The organism is Sphaerisporangium krabiense, assembly GCF_014200435.1.
Classification (GTDB): Bacteria; Actinomycetota; Actinomycetes; order Streptosporangiales; family Streptosporangiaceae; genus Sphaerisporangium; species Sphaerisporangium krabiense.
In genome coordinates this window covers 5,981,774-6,004,999 of sequence record NZ_JACHBR010000001.1, presented here as the reverse complement: position 1 = coordinate 6,004,999, position 23,226 = coordinate 5,981,774, and the positions used below count along the sequence as shown (strand labels likewise).

Sequence of the window (23,226 nt, the reverse complement as noted above, 5' to 3'; positions counted from 1 at the left end):
CCGAGCGCAACTGACCGACATCAACCGCTATACCCCCTCTTAACCGACCGGTCCACCCCCGTGCCGACCGGCACCTCACGCGGTGAGTCCGCCGCGCCGCCGCCGAGGTCACAGGCTCCCAGGGTGCGTCACGGCGGCGGCAGGACGGCGCGGCAGGTGGCGAGGACGAGGTCGTCCACCAGGGGCGGCGGGGGGCGGCGGGCGAGCAGGTGGCGGCGGACGGCGCCGTAGGGGACGTCGACGAGCGCGAAGACCAGCCGTTCGCGGTCGAGGCCGGGGCGCTCGGCGGCGAAGGCGTCGAGCGCCGCGCGGACGCGGGTGTCGGCGCCGGCCGCCTCCGCGCCCAGCTCGGCGGGCCACCGGGCGGCGAGGTCCTCCCGGCGGTGCAGGAGCAGGACGGCCGCCTCGGCGGGATGGTCGCGGCACCAGCGGGGCGTGTGCAGTGCCGCCGCGTACGGGTCTCCGGCCGCCAGCGCGGCGACGAACCCGTCCTGGAACCGGCGGACGCCGCGCAGCCACAGGGTGGCGATCAGCAGGTCGCGCGAGCCGAACCGGTGGTAGAGGGAGCCGGTCGGCGCGCCGAGGCGTGCGGCGATGGCGGCCATGGTCGCGGCGCCGGGACCGTCCTCGGCGACGATCGCCAGCGCGGCGTCCAGGATCTGGTCACGGCCGAACTTGGGCGGTCTTCCCATCGCGGGCACCTCCTGATATTAGTGGATCAATTCTAGAACAGAACCTCTAATAAGGAGGACACATGAGCACGGCTCTCGACGTCGTCCAGGGCTTCTACACCGCGGCCCAGGCCGCCGACGGCGCGGCGCTCGCGCGCCTGCTGCACCCGGACTTCGAGGCCCGCACCGCCCCCGGCATGCCCTGCGGCGCGGGCGGCGCCTTCCACGGGCCGCAGGAGGCGCTCATCCGCGTCTGGGGCGCGGTGTACGGGGACTTCGACACCGCGCCCTACGCCGAGACCTGGGAGCAGACCACCGACGGGACCGTCGTGGTCACCGGCCACTACCGGGGCACCGCGCGGGCCACCGGCCGCGGCTACGAGGCCGAGTTCGTCCACCTGTGGCGCGTCGCCGACGGAAAGCTGTCCCGGCTGCACCAGTACACCGACACCGCCCGCTGGCACCAGGCCCTCGCCCCGGCCCCCGGCGGCGGGTGATCCCGCGCGTCGGCCGGCGGCGGAAGGCCTCCGACGCGGGAACGGCTCGAAACGGGCGAGGGACGGTAATCCAGAAAACGGCATAATCACCTCCATCATGGACAGCAGACGCACCCTCGTGGCCGACACGGTCGCCATCATCGCCGCGGCCGCCGTCGTCGTGGGCGTCGTGCTGCAGGTCATGCTGCCGCCCGCGTGGGCGCCGCGACCCGCCGTCACCCCCGACTACCCCGCGGGCCTGGCCTTCCCCGTCGTCGGGGCGCTGATCGTCCGCCGCCGTCCTGGGCTCGTCCTCGGCCCGCTGATGAGCGCCGGGGGCCTGCTCGCCGCCGTCGCGGTGCTGTCCCAGTCGCTGATGCTGCACCTGGCGGCGTCCGGCGCGCTGACCGCCGCGGGGGTGCTGCGCTGGGTCAGCGTCGCCACCTGGGCGCTCGGCGGCGGCCTCATGGCCATGGTGCTGCCGGTGTACGCGCCCACGGGCAGGCCGCCGTCGCCGCGCTGGCGCGTCGTGCCGATCGCGGGCATGCTGATCACGGGCGCGCAGGCCCTGAACGGGGTGGTGCGCCCCGACCCGCCGTACGCCGGGTACGCCTTCCCCGCGATCATCCCGAACCCGCTGCAGATCCCCGGCTACACCGCCTATCCCGTGGTCCGTGACCTGCTGGTCTGGCCGGTGTACGTCTGCGTGGTGGCCGCGCTGGTCTCCCTGGCGCTGCGCCTGCGCGACGCCGACCCCGTCACCCGGCGCCAGATCGCCTGGCCGCTGGCCGCCTTCGCGGTGTACGTCGTCTTCCTGCTGCTCGGGGAGGATTTCGTGCTCGGCGCCACCATCTGGACGGCGCTGATCCCCGTGGCGATCATGTTCTCGGTGCTGCGGTACCGGTTGTTCGGCATCGACACCGTGGTCAGCCGCACCATGCTCGCCGCCGGGCTGCTCGCCGTCGTCAGCGCCGTCTACGTCGGCGCGGGCGCGCTGTCGAGCCTGGTCGTGTCCGAGTACCACCAGGTCGCCGGGCTGGTGGCGGCGCTGTTCGCCGGGACGTTCTTCCAGCCGCTGCGGCGCGCGCTGCAACGGGCCATCGACCGCGTGATGTACGGGCCCGTCGGCGACCCCGTGCTGCTGGCGCAGCGGCTCACGCAGGAGGTCCGCAGGGCCGACCCCGCCGACGCGCTCGCCGCCGTGGTCTCGGTCGTGCGCGACGGCCTCGCCGTCGGCGGCGTGGCCGTGCACGTTCCGGACGGGATGCCGCCGCGGGTGCAGAGCGGCGAGGTGGGGCCGGACGCGCGGGTCATCCCGCTCATCTGGCACGGCGAGCCCGTGGGCAGCCTGTCCATCGGCCGGCCCGGCGCGCGCAGGTTCGCCGCCGCCCACGACGACCGGGTGGTCCACACGCTGCTGCCGTACGTGGCCGACGTCGCGCACGCCGTACGGATGGCCGCCGACCTGCAGCGCTCCCGCGAACGCATCCTCGCGGCCCGCGAGGAGGAACGCCGCAGGCTGCGCCGCGACCTGCACGACGGGCTCGGCCAGACGCTGTCGGGGCTCGCCATGACGCTGCACATCGCCCGCGCCAGCCTGCGCCGCTCCCCCGTCGAGGCCGAGGTGCTGCTCACCGACCTGGGCGTCGGCATGGAGGCGGTCACCGGGGACCTGAAGCAGCTCGTGTACGGCCTGCGTCCCCCGGCCCTCGACGACCTGGGCCTCGCCGGCGCCATCCGCGGCCTGGCCGGGCCGGACCCGGCGGTCACGGTCACCGCGGAGGGCGACCTGGACGACCTGCCCGCGGCGGTCGAGGTGGCCGCCTACCGTATCGTGCAGGAGGCCCTCACCAACGCGCGCCGCCACGCGGGCGGCACGTCCATCCGCATCGGCCTGACCCGCGGCGAGGACCTGCGCGTCACCATCGCCGACGACGGCCCCGGCATCCCGGCCGGGCGCCGCGCCGGGGTAGGACTCTCCTCGATGCGGGAACGCGCCACCGAACTCGGCGGCACCTGCGTCCTCACCTCGACCCCCGAAGGCACGACCGTCGAGGCCCGCCTCCCCACCACCGCCCCCGCACCCCGCTGACGGAGCCACGGCCTGGATCCATGGCCCGCGATGGGATTGTCCTTCGGGTGCCGGCCGTACCTCTCGTGGTAGGGGCAGCACTACCCCGGACCCGCCTGCCACCGGGATGTCGCCGGGCATGGTCATCCCGACAGTGTTGAACGGTGCAAATCGGCCCATTGCTCGCCGGGTGCGGTGATCGCGCCGCCTCGCGACGGAGCCGATCCGTCACCACGTCAGGAGCTCCGTGACCGACACCTCCACCATCGACGCCCCCGAACGCGCGGCGCGCGGCAGCGACTTCGCGCGGCTGTCGCGGCGCGTGGCCGACGCCGGGCTGCTGGACAGGCGCCCCGGGTACTACGCCCTGCGGATCACGCTCGTCGTCGCCCTGCTCGCGGGCGGCTGGGGCGCGTTCCTCGCGCTCGGCGACTCCTGGGCCCAACTGCTCGTGGCGGCGTACCTGGCGGTGGTCTTCGCCCAGGTGGCGCTGCTGGCGCACGACCTGGCGCACCGGCAGGTCTTCCGGTCCAGGCGGTACGCCCAGGCAGCCGGCTGGCTGGCGGGCAACCTGGGCATCGGCATGAGCTACGGCTGGTGGATGGACAAGCACACCCGCCACCACGCCAACCCCAACCACGAGGACCACGACCCCGACGTCTCCCCCGACATCCTGATCTGGTCGCACCGGCAGGCCGCGGCGAGCCGGGGCGTGGCGAGGATCGTCGGCCGCTGGCAGGCGTACCTGTTCTTCCCCCTGCTGACCCTCGAGGGCCTCAACCTGCACGTGTCGAGCTTCCGCGCGCTCCGGCGTCCGCAGCTCAAGCACCGCGCGGTGGAGGCGGTCCTGCTGGTCGCCCACGTCGCGGCCTACCTCGCGACGGTGTTCGCCGTTCTCCCGCTCGGCAAGGCCCTGCTGTTCGTCGCCGTCCACCAGGCGATCTTCGGCGTGTACCTCGGCTGCACGTTCGCCCCGAACCACAAGGGCATGCCCACGTTGACCGCCGAGGACCGGCTGGACTTCCTGCGACGCCAGGTGCTCACCTCCCGCGACGTGCGCGGCGGCCTGGTGGTGGACGTCGCGCTGGGCGGCCTCAACTACCAGATCGAGCACCACCTGTTCCCGAGCATGCCGACCCCCAACCTGCGCCACGCCCAGCCCCTGGTCCGCGCCTACTGCGCCGAACTCGGCATCCCGTACCACGAGACCGGCCTGATCGACTCCTACGCCCAAGCCCTCCGCCACATGCACGCCATCGGCGCCCCCATCCGCGCACGAGGCTGACCACGCGCCGACGGAACGCCGACGGACGTACAGGTCCGACACTCGTTCCGCGCGCATGGGGCCGTCGCGGTCACCGTTCGCCGTCGGGTTCCTGCTCGGCGGCCGCGGCGCGGGCGGCGTCGAGGCGCTCGAGCGGGCTTGGGCCGTCGTGCGGCTTCGGCGGGGCGCCGAGATGGCGGACGCGAAGCTCGTCCATGAGCTCCTCGATGAACGCCGGACCCGCGTCGCGCATGAATTGCTGCCGGCTCCGGAGCTCGTCGCCGCCCGTGCACCAGTCGAGGCCCCAGTTGCCGAGGGCGTAGATGATCGGAAGGGTCTGGATGCCGGCCTCGGTGAGGCTGTAGCGCGCACGCTGCCCCCGCACGGCGGCGCCGCGGGTGAGGATCCCTGCCTCGACGAGCCGCACGAGGCGGTCGGCGAGGATGTTCGAGGCGATGCCCTCGATCGACCCGGTGAGCAGCGCCCGGAAGTAGCGGCGGTCGCCGAAGATGACGTCGCGCAGCACGAGCAACGACCAGCGATCTCCGAGCACCTCGACGGCGGCGTTGATCGGACACCCGGACCGTGGTTCCACGCTTCCTCCTTGACAGGTGTTTCGCTCCCAATATAGTGGTTGCAGATTGCAAGCACTTGGAAAAGAGGAGCTGATGGGCCGCTTCGTCTACTCGATGCAGGTATCCCTCGACCTGCGGATCGAGCAGGTTCCGGGGGACAACGGCGCCGGCGAGTGGCTACGCGTCGACGAGGAACTGCACCGCGAGGCCAACGCGCGGACGCGGGAGCTCGCGCTCATGGTCCACGGCCGGGTCTACTACGAGGTCATGGAGGAGTTCTGGCCACGGGCGCACGAGGACGCGTCGCTGCCGGACGTCATGCGCGAGTACGGCGAGATCTGGACCGCCAAGCCCAAGGTGCTCGTCTCCCGCACGCGCCGCAGCGCCGATCACAACACCCGGATCATCGGTGGCGACGACGCGATCGAGCGGCTCGCCGCCCTGCGGGCCGAGACCGACGGCGGCATCAGCGTGGGAGGCGCGGCGCTCGCGACGCAGCTGCTCCGGGCGGGGCTTCTCGACGAGTTGCTGCTCTTCACCCATCCCGCGATCCTCGGCTTCGGCAGGCCGCTGTTCGACGACTACGACCTGCCGATCGATCTCGACCTGCTGGAGCAGCGATCGTTCGCGCAGGGCGTCACGATGCATCGCTACGCCATCCGGGACGCGAAGGAGGCGAGCGCGTGCTGAGGCGGGTCGCGGAGGGGGTGTGGGTGCACGAGAGCGAGTTCGTGCAGAGCAACGCCGTTGCGGTCCAGGGCCGGGCCGGTGTGTTGCTCATCGACCCCGGGGTGACCGGCTCCGAGATCGAGTGCCTCGCGAACGACCTTCGCGAGTTGGGTCAGCCCGTTGTGGCAGGGTTCTCCACGCATCCGGATTGGGATCACCTGCTCTGGCACGCCCGGCTCGGCGAGGCGCCCCGGTACGGCACGGCGCGCTGCGCGGCCACCGTCCGAGATCAGCTGTCGGACGCGGACGCGAAGGCCCGCGTCGCCGCCCACCTGCAGGAGACGGAGATCGCCGGGCGCGTACCGCTGGACCTGCTCGGCCTCATCACCGGCCTGCCCGCCGAAACCGCGCGGGTTCCCTGGGACGGCCCCGGCGTCCGGATCATCGAGCATCAAGCGCATGCCCCGGGCCATGCGGCGCTGTTGATCGAGGAACGCGGGGTTCTCGTCGCCGGCGACATGCTCTCCGATGTCTTGATTCCGATGCTCGACCTGGACGGCACCGCCGACCCGATCGAGGACCACCTCGCCGCGCTACGGCTGCTGGAGGCCGTGGCGGGCGGCGTTGACGTCGTCGTGCCGGGCCACGGCTCCGTCGGCGGATCCGACCAGGTACAGGCACGGATCGAACAGGATCGGGCGTACGTGCTCGCGTTGCGGAACGGCCGAGCCCCCGCCGACGCGCGGATCGGCCCATCGGCCAAGCCCGGCTGGGAGTGGGTGAGCGACGTGCACGAAGGGCAACTCCACCGCCTCGCCCGAAGAAGCGAGCGCGACGGGACGCCCCGCTAGCGCTCGGTGTGCGCCACAGCCAGTGCGCACGGGCACCGGCCGGGCGCGACCCGCCACCTGCCGCGCGGCTTTTGTTCCGTGCGCGTGGCGCCCGGACGGGGTCAGCAGAGTTTGTAGGCGGCCTGGGTGGAGTTGTAGGAGCAGGAGTCCACCAGGGCGCCGGAGGCGTTTCGCAGGTATGCGGTGTCCTTGTCCTGATTCCAGATATAGGCGAAAGTTCCTCCGCTCCTGCCCCAGTAGAGGGTGGTGGCGGTGTCCTTTCCCTTACCGGTGCGCAGGGTGACGGTCTTCCCGGCTCCGAGGGTGAACGCGCCGAACGTGTAGACGTGACCGGCCTGCCGGGTCGTGTCGCGCATGGTCCAGCCCTTGAGAGTGACGGCCTTCTTCGCGTAATTCCTGATCTGCACGTACTCGCCGTTCAGACTGCTGTTCGCGCCGTTGTCCGGCGAACCGGGCGAGTCATAGTAGATCTTGGCGATCTGGACGGCCGGGGCCGCCGCGTGGGCGGGCTGTGACACGACCAGCAGGCCGGCGGCCAGGACGGCGGCCGTGAGCACAGGGCGGATACGCACAGAGATACTCCTGAATACGGGACATGACCGGAATCCATCCTATTGAGGGCGTTCATCGGAGATTCAGCAATCCCATATCGTTTCGGTATCCACACGGCCGTGCTTCCACGGGCCCTCGAACAGCTCATGAGCTCCGCATTCGCATACGCGTCCGCTCCGCGAGACGCGACGAACCCGTTCTCCCGGCCGCCGGACCGGCGGAAAATCATTGGCTCCTTCCCCCGGCTCTGCGTCAGCATGGCCATGGCGGCGTGTATTCGGAGGGGCGGGGGCTGTGCTCGGATTACTCGATTTCTCCAAGAGGAAACCGTCCACGCGAAGGTCGGCCGTGCTGCTGACGCTTCGCTACTACGGCGGCGAACTGCGCAGGCAGTGGCGCACAACGGCGCCCGGCCTGGTCCTGCCCGCGGTCGGCAACATCTGCCTGTTCTACCTGGCGCCGCTGGCCGTCGGCGGGATCGTCGGGCACCTGTCGGCGGGCGGGGAGGGCACCGCCGCCGCGCTCCTGCCGTACGTGCTCGGCTTCGGCGCGCTGCTGCTCACCGGCGAGGTGGTGTGGCGGCTGGCCCTGCACTTCGTGAACCGCACGGAGGCCCGGGGCATCGAGGGTCTCGCCGCGATGGGCATGCGCGAGCTGCTGGCCAAGGACGCCGCGTTCTTCCACGACAACTTCGCCGGCTCGCTCACCAAGCGGGTGCTGAGCTTCTCCAGCGGGTTCGAGGGCTTCACGGACACGCTCACGTTCGCGATCGTCGCCAAGGTGGTGCCGCTGGGGTTCGCCTCGGTGGTGCTGTGGCGGTACCACCCGCTGCTGGTCTTCGTGCTCGTGGGCCTCATCGTCGTCACCGGCTTCCTCATCGCTCCGCTCATCCGCCGCCGCCAGAAGCTCGTGGACGAGCGCGAGGCCGCCAAGGTGCGGGTGTCCGGGCACGTCGCCGACGTGCTGGCCAACATGGACAGCGTGCGCGCGTTCGCGGCGGAGGACCGCGAGGAGGTGGAGCACCGCGCCCGCCTCGCCGAGCAGCGCAGGCTGTCGCTGCGCTCCTGGGACTACGGCAACCTGCGGGTGGACACGGTCGTCGCGCCCCTGTCGGTGCTGACCAGCACCGTCGGCCTGCTCATCGCCGTCGCGCTGCGCGGCGGGCTGGGCGTGGAGGCGATCGTGGTGACGTTCACGTACTACTCGAACGCGATCGGCATCATGTTCGAGTTCAACCAGATCTACCGGCGCCTGGAGAGCGTGCTCACCGAGTCGGCCCAGTTCGCCGAGCTCCTCCTCACGCCGCCGAACGTGGTCGACCCCGCCGACCCGCAACCGCTGCGGCCCGCCGACACCAGTGTCCGGTTCGAGCGGGTGTCGTTCGCGCACGCCGGTCATCCGCTCCTGTTCGACGGCCTGAACCTGTCCATCCCGGCGGGCACCAAGATCGGCCTGGTCGGCCGGTCCGGCGGCGGGAAGACCACGCTCACCCGGTTGCTGCTCCGCCTCATGGACATCCAGGGCGGCCGCATTCTCATCGGCGGCCAGGACATCTCCCGGCTCCGCCAGGCCGACCTGCGCGGCATGATCGCGTACGTCCCCCAGGATCCCGCCATGTTCCACCGGTCGCTGCGCGACAACATCGCCTTCGCCCGGCCGGGCGCCACCGAGGCCGAGATCCTCCAGGCGGCGCGGGCGGCGCACGTCACGGAGTTCGCCGAAGCCCTGCCGGACGGCTTCGACACCCTGGTCGGGGAACGCGGCGTCAAGCTGTCCGGCGGGCAGCGGCAGCGCGTCGCCCTGGCCCGCGCCATCCTGCGCGACGCGCCGATCCTCCTGCTGGACGAGGCCACCAGCGCGCTGGACTCCGAGAGCGAGATCCTCGTCCAGGAGGCGCTGTGGACCCTGATGCGCGACCGCACCGCGCTCGTGGTCGCGCACCGGCTGAGCACCGTCGTCCGCATGGACCGCCTGGTCGTGCTCGACCAGGGACGCATCGTGGAGCAGGGCGACCACCGCGAGCTCCTCCGGGCCCAGGGGCCGTACGCCCGCCTGTGGCACCACCAGTCCGGCGGCTTCCTGACGGAGGAGCCCACCGGCGAGCCGGCCGAGGAGCAGGCCCGGGGGTACGCCTCGGACGCCCTCGCCGCCGACGCGCGCGGGTGACCCGGCGCCCCGCGCGCTCGCGCGGGGCGATCAGGGGGTGGGCGCCGGCTCCCCCTTGACGGACTTGATGAGCAGCTGGGCGACGTCGACGACTTCCAGGGTTTCCTTGGCCTGGCCGGTGTTCTTCTTCTCGTTGATCGCGTCCCCCAGCATCACCAGGCAGAACGGGCACGCGGTGGACACGGTGTCGGGATCGGTGGTCAGCGCCTCATCCACCCGCTCGGTGTTGATCCGCTTACCGATCCGCTCCTCCATCCACATCCGCGCCCCGCCCGCGCCACAACAGAACCCCCGCTCCTTGCACCGGTGCATCTCCTGGGTCCGCACCCCTGGCACCGTCGCCATGATGTCGCGCGGCTGGGCGTACACCTTGTTGTGCCGCCCCAGGAAACACGGATCGTGATAGGTGATCTTCTCCTCGATCGGCGTCACCGGCGTCAGCTTGCCCGCCTCGACCAGGTGCGCCAGCAGCTGGGTGTGGTGTACCACCTCGAAGTGACCGCCCAGCTGCGGGTACTCATTGGCCAGGGTGTTGAAGCAGTGCGGGCAGGTCGCCACGATCTTCCTCACCCCCGCCTCGTTCAACGTCTCGATGTTCTGCTGAGCCAGCATGGTGAACACGAACTCCATGCCCAGGCGGCGGGCCGGGTCGCCGGTGCAGGCCTCCATCGGGCCCAGCACCGCGAACTTCACTCCGGCGATGTGCAGCAGCTCGGCCACGGCCTTGGTGGTCTTCTTGGCCCGGTCCTCCAGCGCGCCGGCGCAGCCCACCCAGAACAGGTACTCCGTGTCCTCGGGCATCTTCTCGTCGACGATCGTGACCTCGAAGTCCAGCTCCTCGATCCAGTCGGCGCGCTTGCCCTCGGGCAGGCCCCAGGGGTTGCCCTTGTTCTCCAGGTTCTTCAGCATCACCCCGGCCTCGGACGGGAAGGCCGACTCGATCATGACCTGGTAGCGGCGCATGTCGAGGATATGGTCGATGTGCTCGATGTCCACGGGGCACTGCTCGACGCACGCGCCGCAGTTGGTACACGACCACAGCACGTCGGGGTGGATGACCCCGTCCTCGCCGACCAGCGGCTTGTCGAGCAACGCGAGCACGTCCTCCGGGAAGTTCTCGCGCTCGGCGTCCCCCGCCAGCAGGTACGGGGCGGCCGCGAGGGCGTGGTCGCGCTGGTCCAGGATCAGCATCTTGGGCGACAGCGGCTTGTCGGTGTTCCAGGCGGGGCACTGCGACTGGCACCGGCCGCACTCGGTGCAGGTGTAGAAGTCCAGGAACCCCTTCCAGGTGGTGTCCTGGATCTTCCCGCGGCCGAAGACGTCGGTCTCGGGGTCGGCCTCCTCGAAGTCGAGCAGCTTGCCGCCGCTGCGCATCGGCTGGGCCGCGCCGAGACCGTCGGGACGGCGGGAGAACAGCACGTTCAGCGGCGCGGTGAAGATGTGCAGGTGCTTGGAGTTCACCACGAGCACCAGGAACACCAGCATCACGCCGATGTGCAGCAGCAGCCCCACCGCCTCCAGCGCCTCGCTGCGCGGCAGGATCCCGGCGACGAGGTCGGAGGCGAAGGCGCCCGACCGGTACGGGAAGTTGCCGGTGTTGACGGCCGCGCCACGGAACAGGAACATCGTCCAGATCACGTTGAAGATCATGAACAGCGTGAGCCAGGCGCCGCCGAGGTGCGAGCCGGAGAACCGGGAGCCGCGGCCGAGCTTCTTCGGCGAGTTCTTGACGCGGATGGCGGTGAAGGCGATCAGGCCGCACAGCGCCGCGACCGCGATGAAGTCCTGCAGGAAGCCCAGCACGGGCCAGGTGCCGATGAGCGGGATGTGGAAGTCGGGCGTGCCGGTGACCGCGCCTTGGACGAGCGCGCCGTACGCCTCGAGGTAGACGGTGGCGAGGATGAAGAACGCCCACATCACGAAGAAGTGCGCCGTGCCGGACGGCGTCCACTTCAGCAGCTTCTTCTGCCCGAAGACCTCGACGAGCTGCGCCTTGACCTCCGCGCCGACGTGCGTCCTCGCGTACTCGATCCGCTCGGGGGCGGGCTGGCCGCTGGTGGCGAGCCGGTGGAGGAACAGCACGCGCCGGCCTGCCACGAGGGCGGTGACGGCGGTGGCGGCGAGGCCGGCGATCGCGACCGCTATCCAGAGCACTGGTCTCTCCAGTCTCGCCGCGCTGAACGACCGGGCAGGCCCATGTGCTCGTCCCCTCTATCCACTGATGCACTAAGTATCGCATGTAATGCACTACGTCGCATAAAATGCACTAAGTGCCGTATGTTAAGGCATTCAGTGCCACACTGGAAAGAGCGCGGTGCGTTCACCACGGGAGGGACCGGATGCCGCCGAAGCGGGACGTACGCCGGGAGCTGATGTCGGCGGCGATCGGCCTCTCCCTCGCCACCGGGTTCGACGAGACGACCGTGGACGAGATCGCCAAGGCCGCCGGAGTCGCCAGGCGCACCTTCTTCCGGTACTTCCGCAGCAAGGAGGACGCCATCCTCCCCGACCACACCGCGTGCCTGCGGCGCGTGGCCGAGTACCTGGAGGACGCCTCTCCCCTGCGGTCGCCGCTCCAGGTGATCGCCGACGCGGTGCGGATCGTGCTGGACATGTACGCCGAGGACCCGGAGACGGCCGTACGGCGCTACGAGCTGACCCGCCGGGTCCCCGCCCTGCGGCAGTGGGAGATCGCCGCCACCAGCGGCTACCAGCGGGCCTTCTCCGAGTACCTGGACGCCCGCCGCCCGGAGGAGGACCGGGAGGCGTACCGGCTCCGCCACGAGATGGCCGCCGCCGCCTTCGTGGCCGCGCACAACCACGTGCTGCGGAGCTGGCTGCGCGCGGGCGGCGACGGCGACGCCCGCGCGCGGCTCGCCACCGCGATGGCCGAGGTGACTCAGGCGTTGCGCACCTGGATGGACGGCGACGCGGCCGGGGACGACGCCCCCTGCGACGAGGTGCTCGTCGTGGTCACCTCGCGTCGCACGCCCCTGTGGCGCGTCGCCGAGGAGATCGAGGCGGCCGCCCGCCGCCCGCGGTCCTGAACGGACGCGCGGGCCGGCGGGCGGACCGCTCGGCACGAACGGGTCAGGTCATCACACCCGCGCCCACAACGCCGGCGTCCTCGGCGGTGTGCGGCCCGGCTGCGAGACGTGCGTCCGGAGGCAGCGGTACACCTGCCCGTCATACGTGACGCGGTCGCCGACCTGGTAGCGGGTGTACGGCCGCCAGGCCTGCGGGCGTGGTCCCCGCTCCGGCACCTGGACCGTCAGCGCCGCCGTCGCCGCCACATCTCCGATCGCCTGCAACGTCACCTGGTACGTCCCCGGCGGGGTGCTCCGCGTCGCCGCGATCGCGATGGCGGAGCTCTGTCCCGCGGTGATCTCGGCCGGTGTGAAGCCGACCGTCATCCCGGGCGGGCCCCCGGACGCCGACAGCCGCAGGGGGATCGGAGTGCCGCCGGACGGACCGGACAGCAGCGTCGCCGAACCCTTCAGCTCCTGGTCGAGCACCACCGTGTGCGGCTGGACCGTGATCAGAATCTTCGGCGGAAGCGTGATCACCGTCAGGTCGAAAGGAGCGCGCTGGGTGATCGGCCCCGCCGTCCCGACCACCTGGAACCGGTAGAGGCCGGGCGGCACGTCCGGCCGCGTCGTGATCGTCACCTGCGCGGTGCCGCCCGCGGTGACCTGCCCCGGGGCGATGCTCACCGTGATCCCGTCGGGAACTCCGGCGGTCGACAACGTGACCTGCGGGGGCGGCCCCTGCAGGGTCCGGGTCTGGACGACGGTCCTGGTCGCCGACTGACCGGCCACGACCGTGCCCTGTGCGGGGGAAAGGCTCAGGTCGAACGACTCCGGCCAGCACTCCACGATGAGCTCGCCCGGCTGGGTGGGCACGTTCACCGCCGACCAGGCCGCCTTGACCGCGTTCATCTCCGTGCAGGAGTTGGGGAAGAGCGCGTACGCGGCCTGGATCGTCGCCAGCCGGGCGGCGCCCGGACCCCAGGAGGCGGTCTTCATCTGCAGGGCGTTGACGAAGATCTTCCCGGCCTTCTGGATCCCGATGCCGGTCACCCGGGTCCCGTCGCAGGTCGGGCTGGCCGGGTTGCCGTTGGTGGGGTTGGAGCCCTCGGCGAGCAGGTAGAACCAGTGGTTCTGCGGGCCCGAGCCCGGGTGGGCGTCCGGCGCCGTCGTGGTGAAGCAGTTCGGGTGGTCGTCGATCTGCGCGGGGTTGTACATGTTGCGGATCGCCCCGGTACCGAACAGGTCGATCTCCTCGCCGACCAGGTAGTCGGGCTCGTCCAGCGCCTCCGGATGCCCGACGTAGTGCTCCAGCATCGCGCCCAGGATGTCGCCGGTGGACTCGTTCATCGCGGCCATCCAGCCGTCGCCGCCGGCCCCGCCGGACCCGGAGAACTGGAAGACCCCGTGCCCGTACTCGTGGCCGACCACGTCGAGGGAGGTGGTCTGCTTGCTGCCGGCCGTGTTCCGGCCCATGTTGACCTCGGTGCCGGACCAGGTGGCATTGGGCATGTTGTAGCCCACGATGGCGGGGAACCCGCGTCCCTGGCCGTCGATGCCGTTGCGGCCGGTCCACTCGCGCAGCATGTCCCACTCGCGCTGGACGCCGAACAGCGTGTCCACGCAGGCGGTCTCCACGTCGGTGGCCGTGCCGTTGCCCCAGTCGTCGTCCGTGCCGTCGAACACCCTTCCGACGGCGCTGCACTCGATCCCGGGGCGTGACGGGTCGCGCAGGGAGTACCCGGTCTCGCTCGCGGTGGTGTCGATCCGCACCGGGTCCCCGTTGAAGTACGAGTGCCCGGTCCCGTGCCTGACCGCGTCCCAGCTCTCCACGACCTGGCCGCTGCCCGCGTCCACGAACACGTGCGGCTCGGCCGGGACGCCGTCCCTGCTCCTGCCCTGCGCGACGACCTCCCAGGCCGTCCGGGGGCTCGCCCCGGTCGCGTGCACCACCAGGCGCGTGGACCGTATCGTCGCCCCCGGGCCCGCCACGGTGCGGGCGACCGCCGCCGCCCGCGCCGCGTCGATCCTCGGCGTGACGTCGACGTCGATCTCGGCCCGCTGGGCGGAGGTGGCGTAGTGCAGCGTCCCGCCATCCCGGCTGATCATGAAGTTGACGTCGCCCCCGTACACCGGCAGGCCCCGGTAGGCACGGGGGAACGACAGGAACTGCAGCCCGCCGGCGCCGAAGACGGCCCGGGGCGTCCCGAACCGGTCATCGGGCGAGCGTTCGACCAAGGCCGACCCACCGGCCAGTGTCCGCGTGGCCAGAGCCACGGCCCGCGCCTTCGCCTGGTCGTCCGGCGGCGCGTACGGCGCCGCCGCTCCCGCGGGCGCGGCCGGCTTCACCGCGGGAATCGCCGCGGCGGCGCTGGGCGCCGTCAACAGGCCCGAAACCATGGCGGCGCCCGCCAGGACGGATACGATCCCCCTGCTCGTAAAGCGTTTCACGTGCGATGACTCCTCTCACGGGGTCCTCACCGAGGACCGAGGGGAGCCTGGCCGGCCGGGCTTTTCTCAACGTGGCACCGGTCGTGAAACCGCGCCACCCTCCGCCTTTCCATAACTTCGATCTATGACCGCTCACCGAGGAACAGAAGCGGTCTTTCAGGCCTTTCCACCGCGTCGCGCATACCCCTTTTAGTGCCTAATCAGAAGTACATCCCAATATCGCCCTCGGAGACGAGCCGCATTGAGCCTGCGGCCTCCCGCGGCCACCAATTGGAAGCCGTTTCCGTGGCCTCCACACATTGACGACCGACGGTGATCAGCCGACTATGGACGGTGAAGTCGGTCCGAATACATGGCCGGTTTCGTCGCGACGAGCGGAGGCGGCGTGCCGCCGTTCATGTCCGCTCGCGGGTGAGTGAGGTGGCGCGTGTCGGCACGGGATGCCAAGGCTCGGGCGGTGGTCATCGGCGGCGGCATCGGCGGGCTGCTGGCGGCGGTCGCGCTGGCGGACGCCTTCGATGAGACGATCGTGGTGGAACGCGACACTCTGGTCGACGGGCAGGGCTTCCGGCGCGGGGTCGCCCAGTCCCCGCATCCGCACGCGCTGTTATCGGCCGGGGCCGAGGCGATGGAGTCGTTGCTGCCCGGGCTGGCCAAGGAACTGCACGCGGACGGAGCCCCCACCAACGACCTGGGGAACGTACTGATGTGCGCGGGCCCCCGGCAGAGCCCGCGGCTCCAGTTGGGGACGCGAATCCAGACCTTCACCCGCACCTTCCTGGAGGAACACCTGCGCGCCCGGGTCCGCGCCCTCCCAGGGGTCCGGATCTGTGACGGCACATCGGCCGTCGGCCTGACCCCGGACACGGCGGGCGGGGTCGCCGGCGTCCAGGTCCAGGACGGCGACGGGGCACGGCGGTGGGAGGCCGGTCTGGTCGTGGACGCCGGCGGGCGCGGCTCCCGGCTCCGCCAGTGGCTTCCCGGCCTGCACCGGGCCGGGGGGATCGACCAGGTCGTCGAGGGCCGGGTCGCCTACAGCACGGTCTGGCTGGACTACGACGGGCCGCTCCGCCGCGACTGCCCGGGGATCTACGAGGTGGGCAGCGCCGCACACCACGGGCGCGGCGCCGGGGTGGTCTTCTGCGAACGGGACCGCGCCCTGATCATGCTGTACGGGCGCGGCGGCGACATGCTCGCCCGGACCGCGGCCGACTACGCCGACGCCGCCCGTGTCCTGCGCAACCCGGCCATCGACGACCTGGTCGGACGGCTCACGCCCGGCCACCGGGTCTACCGGTACACCAGGCTGCCCAACCTGCGCCGCCGCTACGACCGGGTGCGGGCCTGGCCGGACGGGCTGCTGGTGATGGGGGACGCGTTGTGCGTCTTCAACCCCGTCTACGGCCAGGGGATGACCGTGGCCGCCCTGCAGGCGATCGAGCTGCGGCGTCAGGCCGCGGCCCTGCGCTCCGACCCCGCCGCGGCCCGGACCGTCCAGCGGCGCCTGTTCGCCCGCACCAGCGTGCCGTGGCGTCTCGCGGTGTCCGCCGACACCCCGTGGGTGGCCGCGCCGCCCCTGCACTCCCCCTTGCTCCGAGCCGCCCTCGGCCGGGTCAACGACCGTGCGGTCGACGATCCCATCGTGCGTGCCGCGTTCTTGAAGACCATGCAGATGAGCGACCCGCTGGCGCTGCTCAGACCACGCGCGCTGGCACGCCTGCTACGCCCGTGACCGCCGGCCTACGACCCCCGGTGATGCCCTTCCAGGCGCTCGACGAAATTGTCCGTGACGCGCAGCGTCCAGCGGTCGTCGAACTCTTCGCCCTCCGCGAGTATCCGCCCGTTCACGATGTGATCGCACGTGAAGAAAGCGAACTCCGGCGCGTACCAGCGCCCTCCGTTCGCGGCGGGAACGCGGCCCGCCATTTCCCGCCCGACAATGGCGCCGGGCTTCAGGAACGTGTCGATCAGGTAGGCCATCCATTCGACCGGGTCGTAGAACTTCTCCGCGCCGTTCCACTCCAGCGCGCCGCCGTCCTCGGCGGGCGTCCACTGGCACCACAGGCCCGGCTGACCGGCCGGCGGGCGGCTGTAATCGATGATGTCCGGCTCGTGGTCCTGTCCCGCGAATCCGGTGCCGCAGTAGTAGGGCCCGTTGCGGCGGTTCATGCGACGGGTGCCCGCGAACCGCGTCAGATAGCGGACCTCGTGCGAATTGAGCGGCGGGTCGATCCTGACGCGCCCCTCGAACTCGGTGGTGTATCCCATGTCCCTCTCCGGCCGATCCTTCGAGGTGCCGTCCGGGCTCGTCATCGAGCGGCACACGCGTAACCGAGGACGAGAACGACTCCGCCGGACTTCACCCCGACCGACGTGGTCTGTGCCACCCTTGGGAGGGCGACACGTCCAGCATGTCCGACAGGCTATGGACAAAGATATCTGAGGTCATACATGATTTGCGGCACGCTGGACCCTCGGGGGGCTCCGCTGGCGAGCGTCTGAACCATTGATGTAGATGAGGAGACCCGCCCATGCTCCGTGCTACACGACTCGCCGTACTGGCGGCCGGGCTGCTGCTCGCCGTCACCGCCTGTGGGGGTGGCGCCGACGAGTCCGGATCGCCGCCGGTGGCCAAGGACCAGGTCAAGTGCGGCCTCGGCAACGGGCAGAAGGCGACCGGCAAACCGATCACCGTGGGCGCGATCGTGACCGCGAGCGGGGGCATCGACTTCAGCTCGGCCCCCAAGGCCGCCCGCGCGTACTTCGACTGCGTCAACGCCAACGGCGGCGTCAACGGCCGCCCGATCAGCTACATCGTCGAGGACGACGGCCTCAACCCGCAGAAGGCCTCCGAGCTGGCGACCAAGCTCGCCGGCAACGCCGACCTGGTCGGCATCGTCGGCGGCTCCAGCTTCGTGGCCTGCGGCGTCTCCGGCCCGATCTGGGAGAAGAACGGCCTGTACGACCTGCTCGCGACCGGCGTGCCGCGGCCCTGCTTCGAGTCGCCCCGCATCGCCCCCGTCAACGCGGGCCCGCGCATCAGCGCCATCGGCTCCGTCCAGTACGCGGTCGAGGTGTTCGGCGCCAAGAAGGTCGCCCAGATCAGCAACTCGGTGCCCGGCACCGGCGACTGGACCCAGGCCGGCGTCGACGCCTACCTCAAGAGCAAGGGCCTGACCACCGCGGGCAACGTCCTGCACGATCCGGGCATCAAGGACGCGCCCGCCGTCCTGCTCCAGGCCATGCGCGGCGAGCCCGACACGATCGTCATGGAGGACCCCGCGCCCGACAACGCGGCCATCATGAAGGCCGCCCAGGCGCAGGGACTCAAGGACAAGGTCCACTTCGTCTGCCTGACCCCCTGCTACGACACCACCTTCCCCAAGCAGGTCGGCGGCTACTGGGACGGGTTCGTGTCCAACTCCGAGTTCACGATGCTCGACGCGACCACGCCGGACAACCAGCTCTGGCGCAAGGTGATGGACGCGTACGGCGACCCCAAGGACCCGCGCGACTCCTTCTCCCAGGGCGGGTTCCTGTCCGCGAAGATCTTCGTGGACACGATCATGAAGCTCAAGGGCGACCTCACCCGCGACGAGGTCAGCAAGGCCGTGGTCGGCATCAAGGGCTACAAGAGCGACATCCTGTGCGCGCCGTGGTACTTCGGCGAGGCCCCGCGCCACAACGCCAACCACGTCACCAGACAGGTGAAGATGCAGGGCGACGGCTACGCCCTGGTCCGCGACTGCGCCGACACCCAGGACCCCGACCTCGGCCCCATCCGCGCCGCGGAGAAGGCCCAGGGCCTGCTGACCAGCGACTGATCCGATGCTGCTCCCCTTCGTCATCAGCGGGCTCGCCCTCGGGTCCGTGTACGCGCTGTCCGGTGTCGGCATCGTCGTGCTGTTCCGCGCGACGGGCGTGCTGAACCTCGCGTACGGCGCGATCGGCGCGCTCAGCGCCCTGGTGGCCTGGCAGCTCATCGAGGACGGCCAGAGCCCGGCGCTCGCCTACGCGGTGGCGCCGGCCCTGGCCGCCGTCCTCTCCGGCCTGTACGGCCGCCTGCTCTCGCCCCTCGTCGCACAGCGCGACTCCCTCGTCAAGGCCGTGTGCACGCTCGGGTTCGCGCTCGTGCTGCTCGGCTTCTGCTTCTGGAACTGGTCGGACGACCCGCGCACGCTCAGCCTCCCGACCGACGAGTTCGGCTGGGACGTGGGCTCGGCGCGCGTCACCGGCACGCAGGCGTTCGCGTTCCTGCTGGCGGTCGGCCTCACGGTGGCCGCCGCGATCCTGCTGCGCCGCAGCAGGATCGGCACCCAGATGCGCGCCCTCGCGGGCGACCGCGAGATCAGCGCGCTGCTCGGCGTGCGCATCCTGCGCGTCGAGACCGTCGCGTGGGTGGTCAGCGGCGCCGTCGCCGGGATCACCGGCCTGGTCCTCGCCGACCTCACCCGCCTGGAGGCGGGCACGCTCACGTTCCTCGTGATCGCGTCGCTGGCGGCGGGCGTCGTCGGGCGGTTCCGCTCGATCGGCGTCACGCTGGCGGGCGGGCTCGCGGTCGGGCTCATCGAGGGCGTCGGCGGCGCGTTCACGACCGTCGCGCCCTACCGGGCCGTCGCGCCGTTCGCGGTGGCGGTCCTCGTCATCCTCTGGCTCCAGCGGCGCAGCGCGCGGGCCCGCAGGGGCAGCACGGTCGAGATCCGCTCGGCGGAGAGCGCCGCGACCGCGACCGCGCACCCTCAGCCGCCCGGCGACCGGCGACGGGTGCTGTGGGTGGCGCTCGCGCTGCTCGCGGGCACCGCCGTGCTCGCGGTCGTGGTGCCGATGGTGGCCACCGGCTACTGGGTCCGGGTGATCACCTCGGCGGCCATCTTCGCCGTCCCCTCGGCGGGCATCGGCCTGCTGTACGGCAGGCTCGGCCTCGTCTCGCTCGGCCAGGTCGCGCTGCTCGGCGTCGGCGGCTGGGTCGCGCTGCGCCTGTCGTTCGCGACCGGCCTGCCGTTCCCGCTCGTCGTGCTGCTGGCCGGGGCGGCGACGTGCCTGGTCGGGATCGTGTACGGCCTGCCCGCGCTGCGGCTGTCCGGCATCGACCTGGCGCTCGTCACGCTGATGGCGGGCGGCGCGTTCCAGGTGGCGTTCAACGCGGCCGGGTTCCCCGACGGCGGCGGCGGGTTCCTCGGCCGGGTCTCCGGCGAGGTGCAGCGCTCGATGCCGCGCCCGTCGTTCGCCTCGTCGGACTCGGCGTTCTTCCGGCTCACGATCGCGTGCGCGGTGCTCGCGCTGATCCTCGTCCTGGTGCACCAGCGGCGGCGACCCGGACGCGCGTGGGCGGCGATCAGGGAGAGCGAGGCGGGCGCGCTCGCGACCGGCATCGCCATCACCAGGTACAAGCTGTGGGGCTTCGCGCTCGCGGCGTTCGTCACCGGCGTGGCCGGGGCCTTCCTCGCGGCCAACTCCGGGCGGCTCGACCCGATCGCGTTCCGGGCGTCCGACTCGGTGCTGCTCTTCGCGGTGGTGCTGATCGGCGGCGCGTACGGCCTGACCGGCGCGATCGTGGCCGGCGTGATGGGCCAGATCCTGCCCGCCGTCCTCGACTCGGTCGGGATCGACGGCAACCTCATCCTCGTCGTCTTCGGGATCGGCCTCATGCACGCCCTGATCACCGCGCCGCGCGGCATCGGCGGGCAGTTGGAGACCCTCGCCGCGCTGCTGCGCCCGAAGCGGCGAGATCCGGCGCCCGCCGCGGAACCGGAGACGGAAGCGGTGGCCGCGAAATGAAGCTGGAAATATCGGACTTGACCGTGCGGTTCGGCGGGGTCAAGCCTCTCGACGGCGTGACCCTGACCTACGAGTCCGGATTGTGCGGTCTGATCGGCCCCAACGGCGCAGGGAAGACCACGCTGTTCAACGTCCTGTCCGGATTCGTGCGTCCAAGCTCCGGCGCCGCCCACGTGAACGGCACCGACCTGCTCGCCCTGCCCGCCCACCGCAGGGCCCGCTGGGGGCTGCGCCGCACCTTCCAGCAGGAGCAGCTCGTCGCCGAGCTCAGCGTGGGCGCCAACCTGCTGCTCGCCCGCGACCACCTCGCCGCCGGCGCCGCCGGGGCCGACGCCGCCGAGCTGCTGGAGTTCGTCGGCCTGACCGGCCCGGACCGCCCGGTGGGCGCGCTCACCCTGTTCGAGCGCAGAAAGCTGGAGCTGGCCAGATCCCTCGCCGGCACCCCGAAGATCGTCCTGCTCGACGAGCCGAGCGCCGGCCTGTCGGAGGCCGAGTCGGCGGAACTGGCGGACGCCATACGGTCCGTCCCCGAGCGGTTCGGGGCGCTCGTCGTCCTGATCGAGCACGACATGGGCCTGGTCGGCGAGATCTGCGAGACCACCGCCGTACTCGACTTCGGCCGCCTGGTCACCTCAGGCCCCACCGCCGAGGTCCTGAACGACGCCCGCGTCCGCGCCGCCTACCTCGGCGAGCCCGTCGCATGACCCCACAAGCACCCGCACGGCATCACACGAGGAAGGGACCGCGGTGGCCGGCATGAACGAGGAACCGCGGCCCGCGGGTCAGCCCGCGGAGGACCTGCGCGTCGAGGGGCTCAAGGTGGCGCGCGGCGGGCGGGTCGTTCTGCACGGCGTCGACCTGGCCGTCCCCCGGGGCAAGGTGACCGCCCTGCTCGGCGCGAACGGCGCGGGCAAGAGCAGCCTCGTGCTCACCGTCGCCGGCCTCCTGCGCCCCACCGCCGGCACCGTCGTCGCCGACGGCAACGACCTGACCGGCCTGCGCCCCGAGCGCGTCCGTGCCGCCGGCGTCGCCGCCGTCCCCGAAGGCCACCGCGTCCTCGCCGACCTGTCCGTCGCCGACAACCTACGCGTCGCCGGCGCCGGCCTCCCCAAGCGCGAGGTCCCGGCGGCGGTCACCGCCGCGATCGAGGTCTTCCCCGAGCTCCACGACCTGACCGACCGCCCGGCCGGCACCCTGTCCGGCGGCCAGCAACAGATGCTCGCCCTGGCCCAGGCCCTGGTCGCCCGCCCCCGCTACCTACTCGTCGACGAACTCTCCCTCGGCCTCGCCCCCGTCGTCGTGGCCCGCCTCGTACCGGTCCTCGCCGACCTGGCCGCCCGAGGAATCGGCGTCCTCCTCATCGAACAGTTCATGGGAGTAGCCCTCGAACTCGCCGAACGCGTCTACGTACTAGACCGCGGCCGCATCGCCTACGAGGGCACCTCCGACCACCTCCGCGCCTCCCCCGACCTGCTGCACACCGCCTACCTGGGCGGAGGCTCGAACAGTAACGCCTGAGACGGATACGGAACCTACGGACATCGCCGTGGCCGGGCCCGGATCGGCGGGACCGCGGTCGCGGCCCGGTCGGCGAGCACGCGCACCGCTCGCTCGCGGTCGCCGTGCTCGCCGACCGGGCGGCGGGGAGGGTCACACCCATCCGCAGGGAACATAGCCCCACCCGGCATTGCTGACCGATCCCGTCGCTTCATCGACCACGATGAGGTACATCCGCTTGTTGGAGTTCAAGCCGATGCAGTGAGGAGGGGTGACCCTCACGCGCAGGAATCCGGTGCTGTCGGCCCAGCCCCAGGCGAGGGGGTTCTGGCCCGGCCCTATCCGCCGGATGTAATTGACGTCACCGCTGGAGTCGCCGCCCAGCCAGCCGTACATGGCGACGTAGCCCCCAGGGGTGGGCGAGTAGCCCTGCACCGACGCTCCCTCGTAGACGCCGTACGGGTCACGGTAGAAGCGGAAAGTGTTGGCGGGGATGGCCGCCAGGTCCGCGTATCGGACCGGCGCCACCTTGTTCTCGAATTCGACCGTGTCGCGGAAGGACGGGGTGACGCAGACGTGGTCGGAAGGCCGGGATTCGCGCCAGACATACCCCTGCTTACAGGTGTCGGGGCCATAGGGGCCGCCGCCGGGTTCTACGTGTGATGCGGCCTCCGCGTTCTGCTGCCACGTCTGTGCCCGCCGGGCCGGGTCCACACAGACGCGGTCGGCCGGCACGGCCTCCCGCCAGACGGATCCGTTCCGGCAGGTGTAGGGCCCGTAGGGGAGGTCCGCCCGCGCCGCCGGAGCGGTCGTCACCATCGCGGTGACCACGGTGAGGACCATCATCACCAGAGCCGTCGCCCGCCGCGAACCGGGGCGGGTGCCTGCGGCCTGTCGAGCGGTGATCGCGTTGAAGCCCACGTGAGCCTTCCCATCTGATCGGTCTGCCGACGTCTCACACCTGATGTGGGACGCGGTTATGGCGCTCGCCTTTTCCACCGTGATTCTTGATAAGCCCCGTTCGTTCACGACCAGCGTTGTCGTCGCTCCACCACATCTCCCTTCCTGGCCGGGTGCGGAGTGCGCCCAGAACTCACGCCTCCACGATGCGCGGCGGGAAGAAGGGCCGGCATCGGTACCCCCTACGCAAGTTCCGGCTCGGCTCCACACCCGCCCGAC

At 71.5% G+C, this 23,226-nt stretch carries 19 protein-coding genes; 12 read left to right on the top strand and 7 right to left on the bottom strand.

The window, feature by feature from the left end:
• Positions 1 to 128: 128 nt before the first annotated feature.
• The gene (locus BJ981_RS26290; RefSeq protein WP_184614724.1) at positions 129 to 692 is read right to left on the bottom strand and encodes a TetR/AcrR family transcriptional regulator; all 564 of its coding nucleotides are present in this window, start codon (positions 690 to 692) and stop codon (positions 129 to 131) included.
• 62 nt (positions 693 to 754) lie between these two features.
• Here BJ981_RS26290 and BJ981_RS26285 point away from each other — a divergent pair, with 62 nt between their 5' ends.
• The 3 genes from BJ981_RS26285 to BJ981_RS26275 all read left to right on the top strand — a co-directional run bounded on the left by BJ981_RS26285 (position 755) and on the right by BJ981_RS26275 (position 4,503).
• Positions 755 to 1,168, top strand: coding sequence for a nuclear transport factor 2 family protein (locus BJ981_RS26285; RefSeq protein WP_184614722.1), 414 nt, complete (start codon positions 755 to 757; stop codon positions 1,166 to 1,168).
• Positions 1,169 to 1,265: 97 nt separating this feature from the next.
• The gene (locus BJ981_RS26280; RefSeq protein ID WP_184614720.1) at positions 1,266 to 3,239 is read left to right on the top strand and encodes a sensor histidine kinase; all 1,974 of its coding nucleotides are present in this window, start codon (positions 1,266 to 1,268) and stop codon (positions 3,237 to 3,239) included.
• Between the two features lie 226 nt (positions 3,240 to 3,465).
• Positions 3,466 to 4,503 (top strand): fatty acid desaturase family protein, encoded by a 1,038-nt coding sequence (locus tag BJ981_RS26275; protein ID WP_239139782.1) that lies wholly within the window; start codon positions 3,466 to 3,468, stop codon positions 4,501 to 4,503.
• A gap of 70 nt (positions 4,504 to 4,573) precedes the next feature.
• Here BJ981_RS26275 and BJ981_RS26270 read toward each other — a convergent pair whose 3' ends face one another.
• Positions 4,574 to 5,077 carry a winged helix-turn-helix transcriptional regulator gene (locus BJ981_RS26270; RefSeq protein ID WP_184614718.1) on the bottom strand — a complete coding sequence of 168 codons (504 nt, stop codon included), beginning with the start codon at positions 5,075 to 5,077 and terminating at the stop codon, positions 4,574 to 4,576.
• Positions 5,078 to 5,150: 73 nt separating this feature from the next.
• Between BJ981_RS26270 and BJ981_RS26265 the strand changes: the two genes are divergently transcribed.
• Together BJ981_RS26265 and BJ981_RS26260 are read left to right on the top strand one after the other, a co-directional pair.
• Positions 5,151 to 5,747, top strand: a complete 597-nt coding sequence (locus BJ981_RS26265; protein ID WP_184614716.1) for a dihydrofolate reductase family protein — start codon at positions 5,151 to 5,153, stop codon at positions 5,745 to 5,747.
• Positions 5,741 to 6,577, top strand: a complete 837-nt coding sequence (locus BJ981_RS26260; RefSeq protein WP_184614714.1) for an MBL fold metallo-hydrolase — start codon at positions 5,741 to 5,743, stop codon at positions 6,575 to 6,577. Before BJ981_RS26265 ends, BJ981_RS26260 begins: the two co-directional genes overlap by 7 nt.
• 101 nt (positions 6,578 to 6,678) lie before the next feature.
• Here the strand turns inward: BJ981_RS26260 and BJ981_RS26255 are convergent, their stop codons facing one another.
• A complete protein-coding gene (locus BJ981_RS26255) occupies positions 6,679 to 7,149 on the bottom strand; it encodes a lamin tail domain-containing protein (RefSeq protein ID WP_204070755.1) in 471 nt (156 codons plus the stop codon).
• Between the two features lie 328 nt (positions 7,150 to 7,477).
• Here BJ981_RS26255 and BJ981_RS26250 point away from each other — a divergent pair, with 328 nt between their 5' ends.
• On the top strand, positions 7,478 to 9,295 hold the full coding sequence (locus tag BJ981_RS26250; RefSeq protein WP_184614712.1) for an ABC transporter ATP-binding protein: 1,818 nt from the start codon (positions 7,478 to 7,480) through the stop codon (positions 9,293 to 9,295).
• A 30-nt stretch (positions 9,296 to 9,325) separates the two neighbouring features.
• Here the strand turns inward: BJ981_RS26250 and BJ981_RS26245 are convergent, their stop codons facing one another.
• On the bottom strand, positions 9,326 to 11,449 hold the full coding sequence (locus tag BJ981_RS26245) for a (Fe-S)-binding protein (RefSeq protein WP_184614710.1): 2,124 nt from the start codon (positions 11,447 to 11,449) through the stop codon (positions 9,326 to 9,328).
• A gap of 185 nt (positions 11,450 to 11,634) precedes the next feature.
• Here BJ981_RS26245 and BJ981_RS26240 point away from each other — a divergent pair, with 185 nt between their 5' ends.
• Positions 11,635 to 12,342, top strand: coding sequence for a TetR family transcriptional regulator (locus BJ981_RS26240; RefSeq protein ID WP_184614708.1), 708 nt, complete (start codon positions 11,635 to 11,637; stop codon positions 12,340 to 12,342).
• Positions 12,343 to 12,393: 51 nt separating this feature from the next.
• On the opposite strand, the gene BJ981_RS26235 is transcribed toward BJ981_RS26240, so the two are convergent.
• Positions 12,394 to 14,706 carry a M4 family metallopeptidase gene (locus tag BJ981_RS26235; RefSeq protein WP_221314769.1) on the bottom strand — a complete coding sequence of 771 codons (2,313 nt, stop codon included), beginning with the start codon at positions 14,704 to 14,706 and terminating at the stop codon, positions 12,394 to 12,396.
• A 493-nt stretch (positions 14,707 to 15,199) separates the two neighbouring features.
• On the opposite strand from BJ981_RS26235, the gene BJ981_RS26230 reads away from it, so the two are divergent.
• On the top strand, positions 15,200 to 16,504 hold the full coding sequence (locus tag BJ981_RS26230) for an FAD-dependent monooxygenase (protein WP_184614704.1): 1,305 nt from the start codon (positions 15,200 to 15,202) through the stop codon (positions 16,502 to 16,504).
• An 8-nt stretch (positions 16,505 to 16,512) separates the two neighbouring features.
• Here BJ981_RS26230 and BJ981_RS26225 read toward each other — a convergent pair whose 3' ends face one another.
• On the bottom strand, positions 16,513 to 17,085 hold the full coding sequence (locus tag BJ981_RS26225; protein WP_239139616.1) for a hypothetical protein: 573 nt from the start codon (positions 17,083 to 17,085) through the stop codon (positions 16,513 to 16,515).
• A gap of 218 nt (positions 17,086 to 17,303) precedes the next feature.
• On the opposite strand from BJ981_RS26225, the gene BJ981_RS26220 reads away from it, so the two are divergent.
• Genes BJ981_RS26220 through BJ981_RS26205 form a run of 4 tightly spaced genes read left to right on the top strand, consistent with a single transcriptional unit; the run spans position 17,304 to position 22,068 of the window.
• Positions 17,304 to 18,596 carry an ABC transporter substrate-binding protein gene (locus tag BJ981_RS26220; protein ID WP_184614702.1) on the top strand — a complete coding sequence of 431 codons (1,293 nt, stop codon included), beginning with the start codon at positions 17,304 to 17,306 and terminating at the stop codon, positions 18,594 to 18,596.
• A gap of 4 nt (positions 18,597 to 18,600) precedes the next feature.
• A complete protein-coding gene (locus BJ981_RS26215) occupies positions 18,601 to 20,550 on the top strand; it encodes an ABC transporter permease (RefSeq protein WP_184614700.1) in 1,950 nt (649 codons plus the stop codon).
• 23 nt (positions 20,551 to 20,573) lie between these two features.
• On the top strand, positions 20,574 to 21,254 hold the full coding sequence (locus BJ981_RS26210) for an ABC transporter ATP-binding protein (RefSeq protein ID WP_239139618.1): 681 nt from the start codon (positions 20,574 to 20,576) through the stop codon (positions 21,252 to 21,254).
• A 52-nt stretch (positions 21,255 to 21,306) separates the two neighbouring features.
• Positions 21,307 to 22,068, top strand: coding sequence for an ABC transporter ATP-binding protein (locus BJ981_RS26205; RefSeq protein ID WP_184614696.1), 762 nt, complete (start codon positions 21,307 to 21,309; stop codon positions 22,066 to 22,068).
• Positions 22,069 to 22,200: 132 nt separating this feature from the next.
• Here BJ981_RS26205 and BJ981_RS26200 read toward each other — a convergent pair whose 3' ends face one another.
• A complete protein-coding gene (locus BJ981_RS26200; RefSeq protein ID WP_184614694.1) occupies positions 22,201 to 22,968 on the bottom strand; it encodes a hypothetical protein in 768 nt (255 codons plus the stop codon).
• Positions 22,969 to 23,226: the final 258 nt, after the last annotated feature.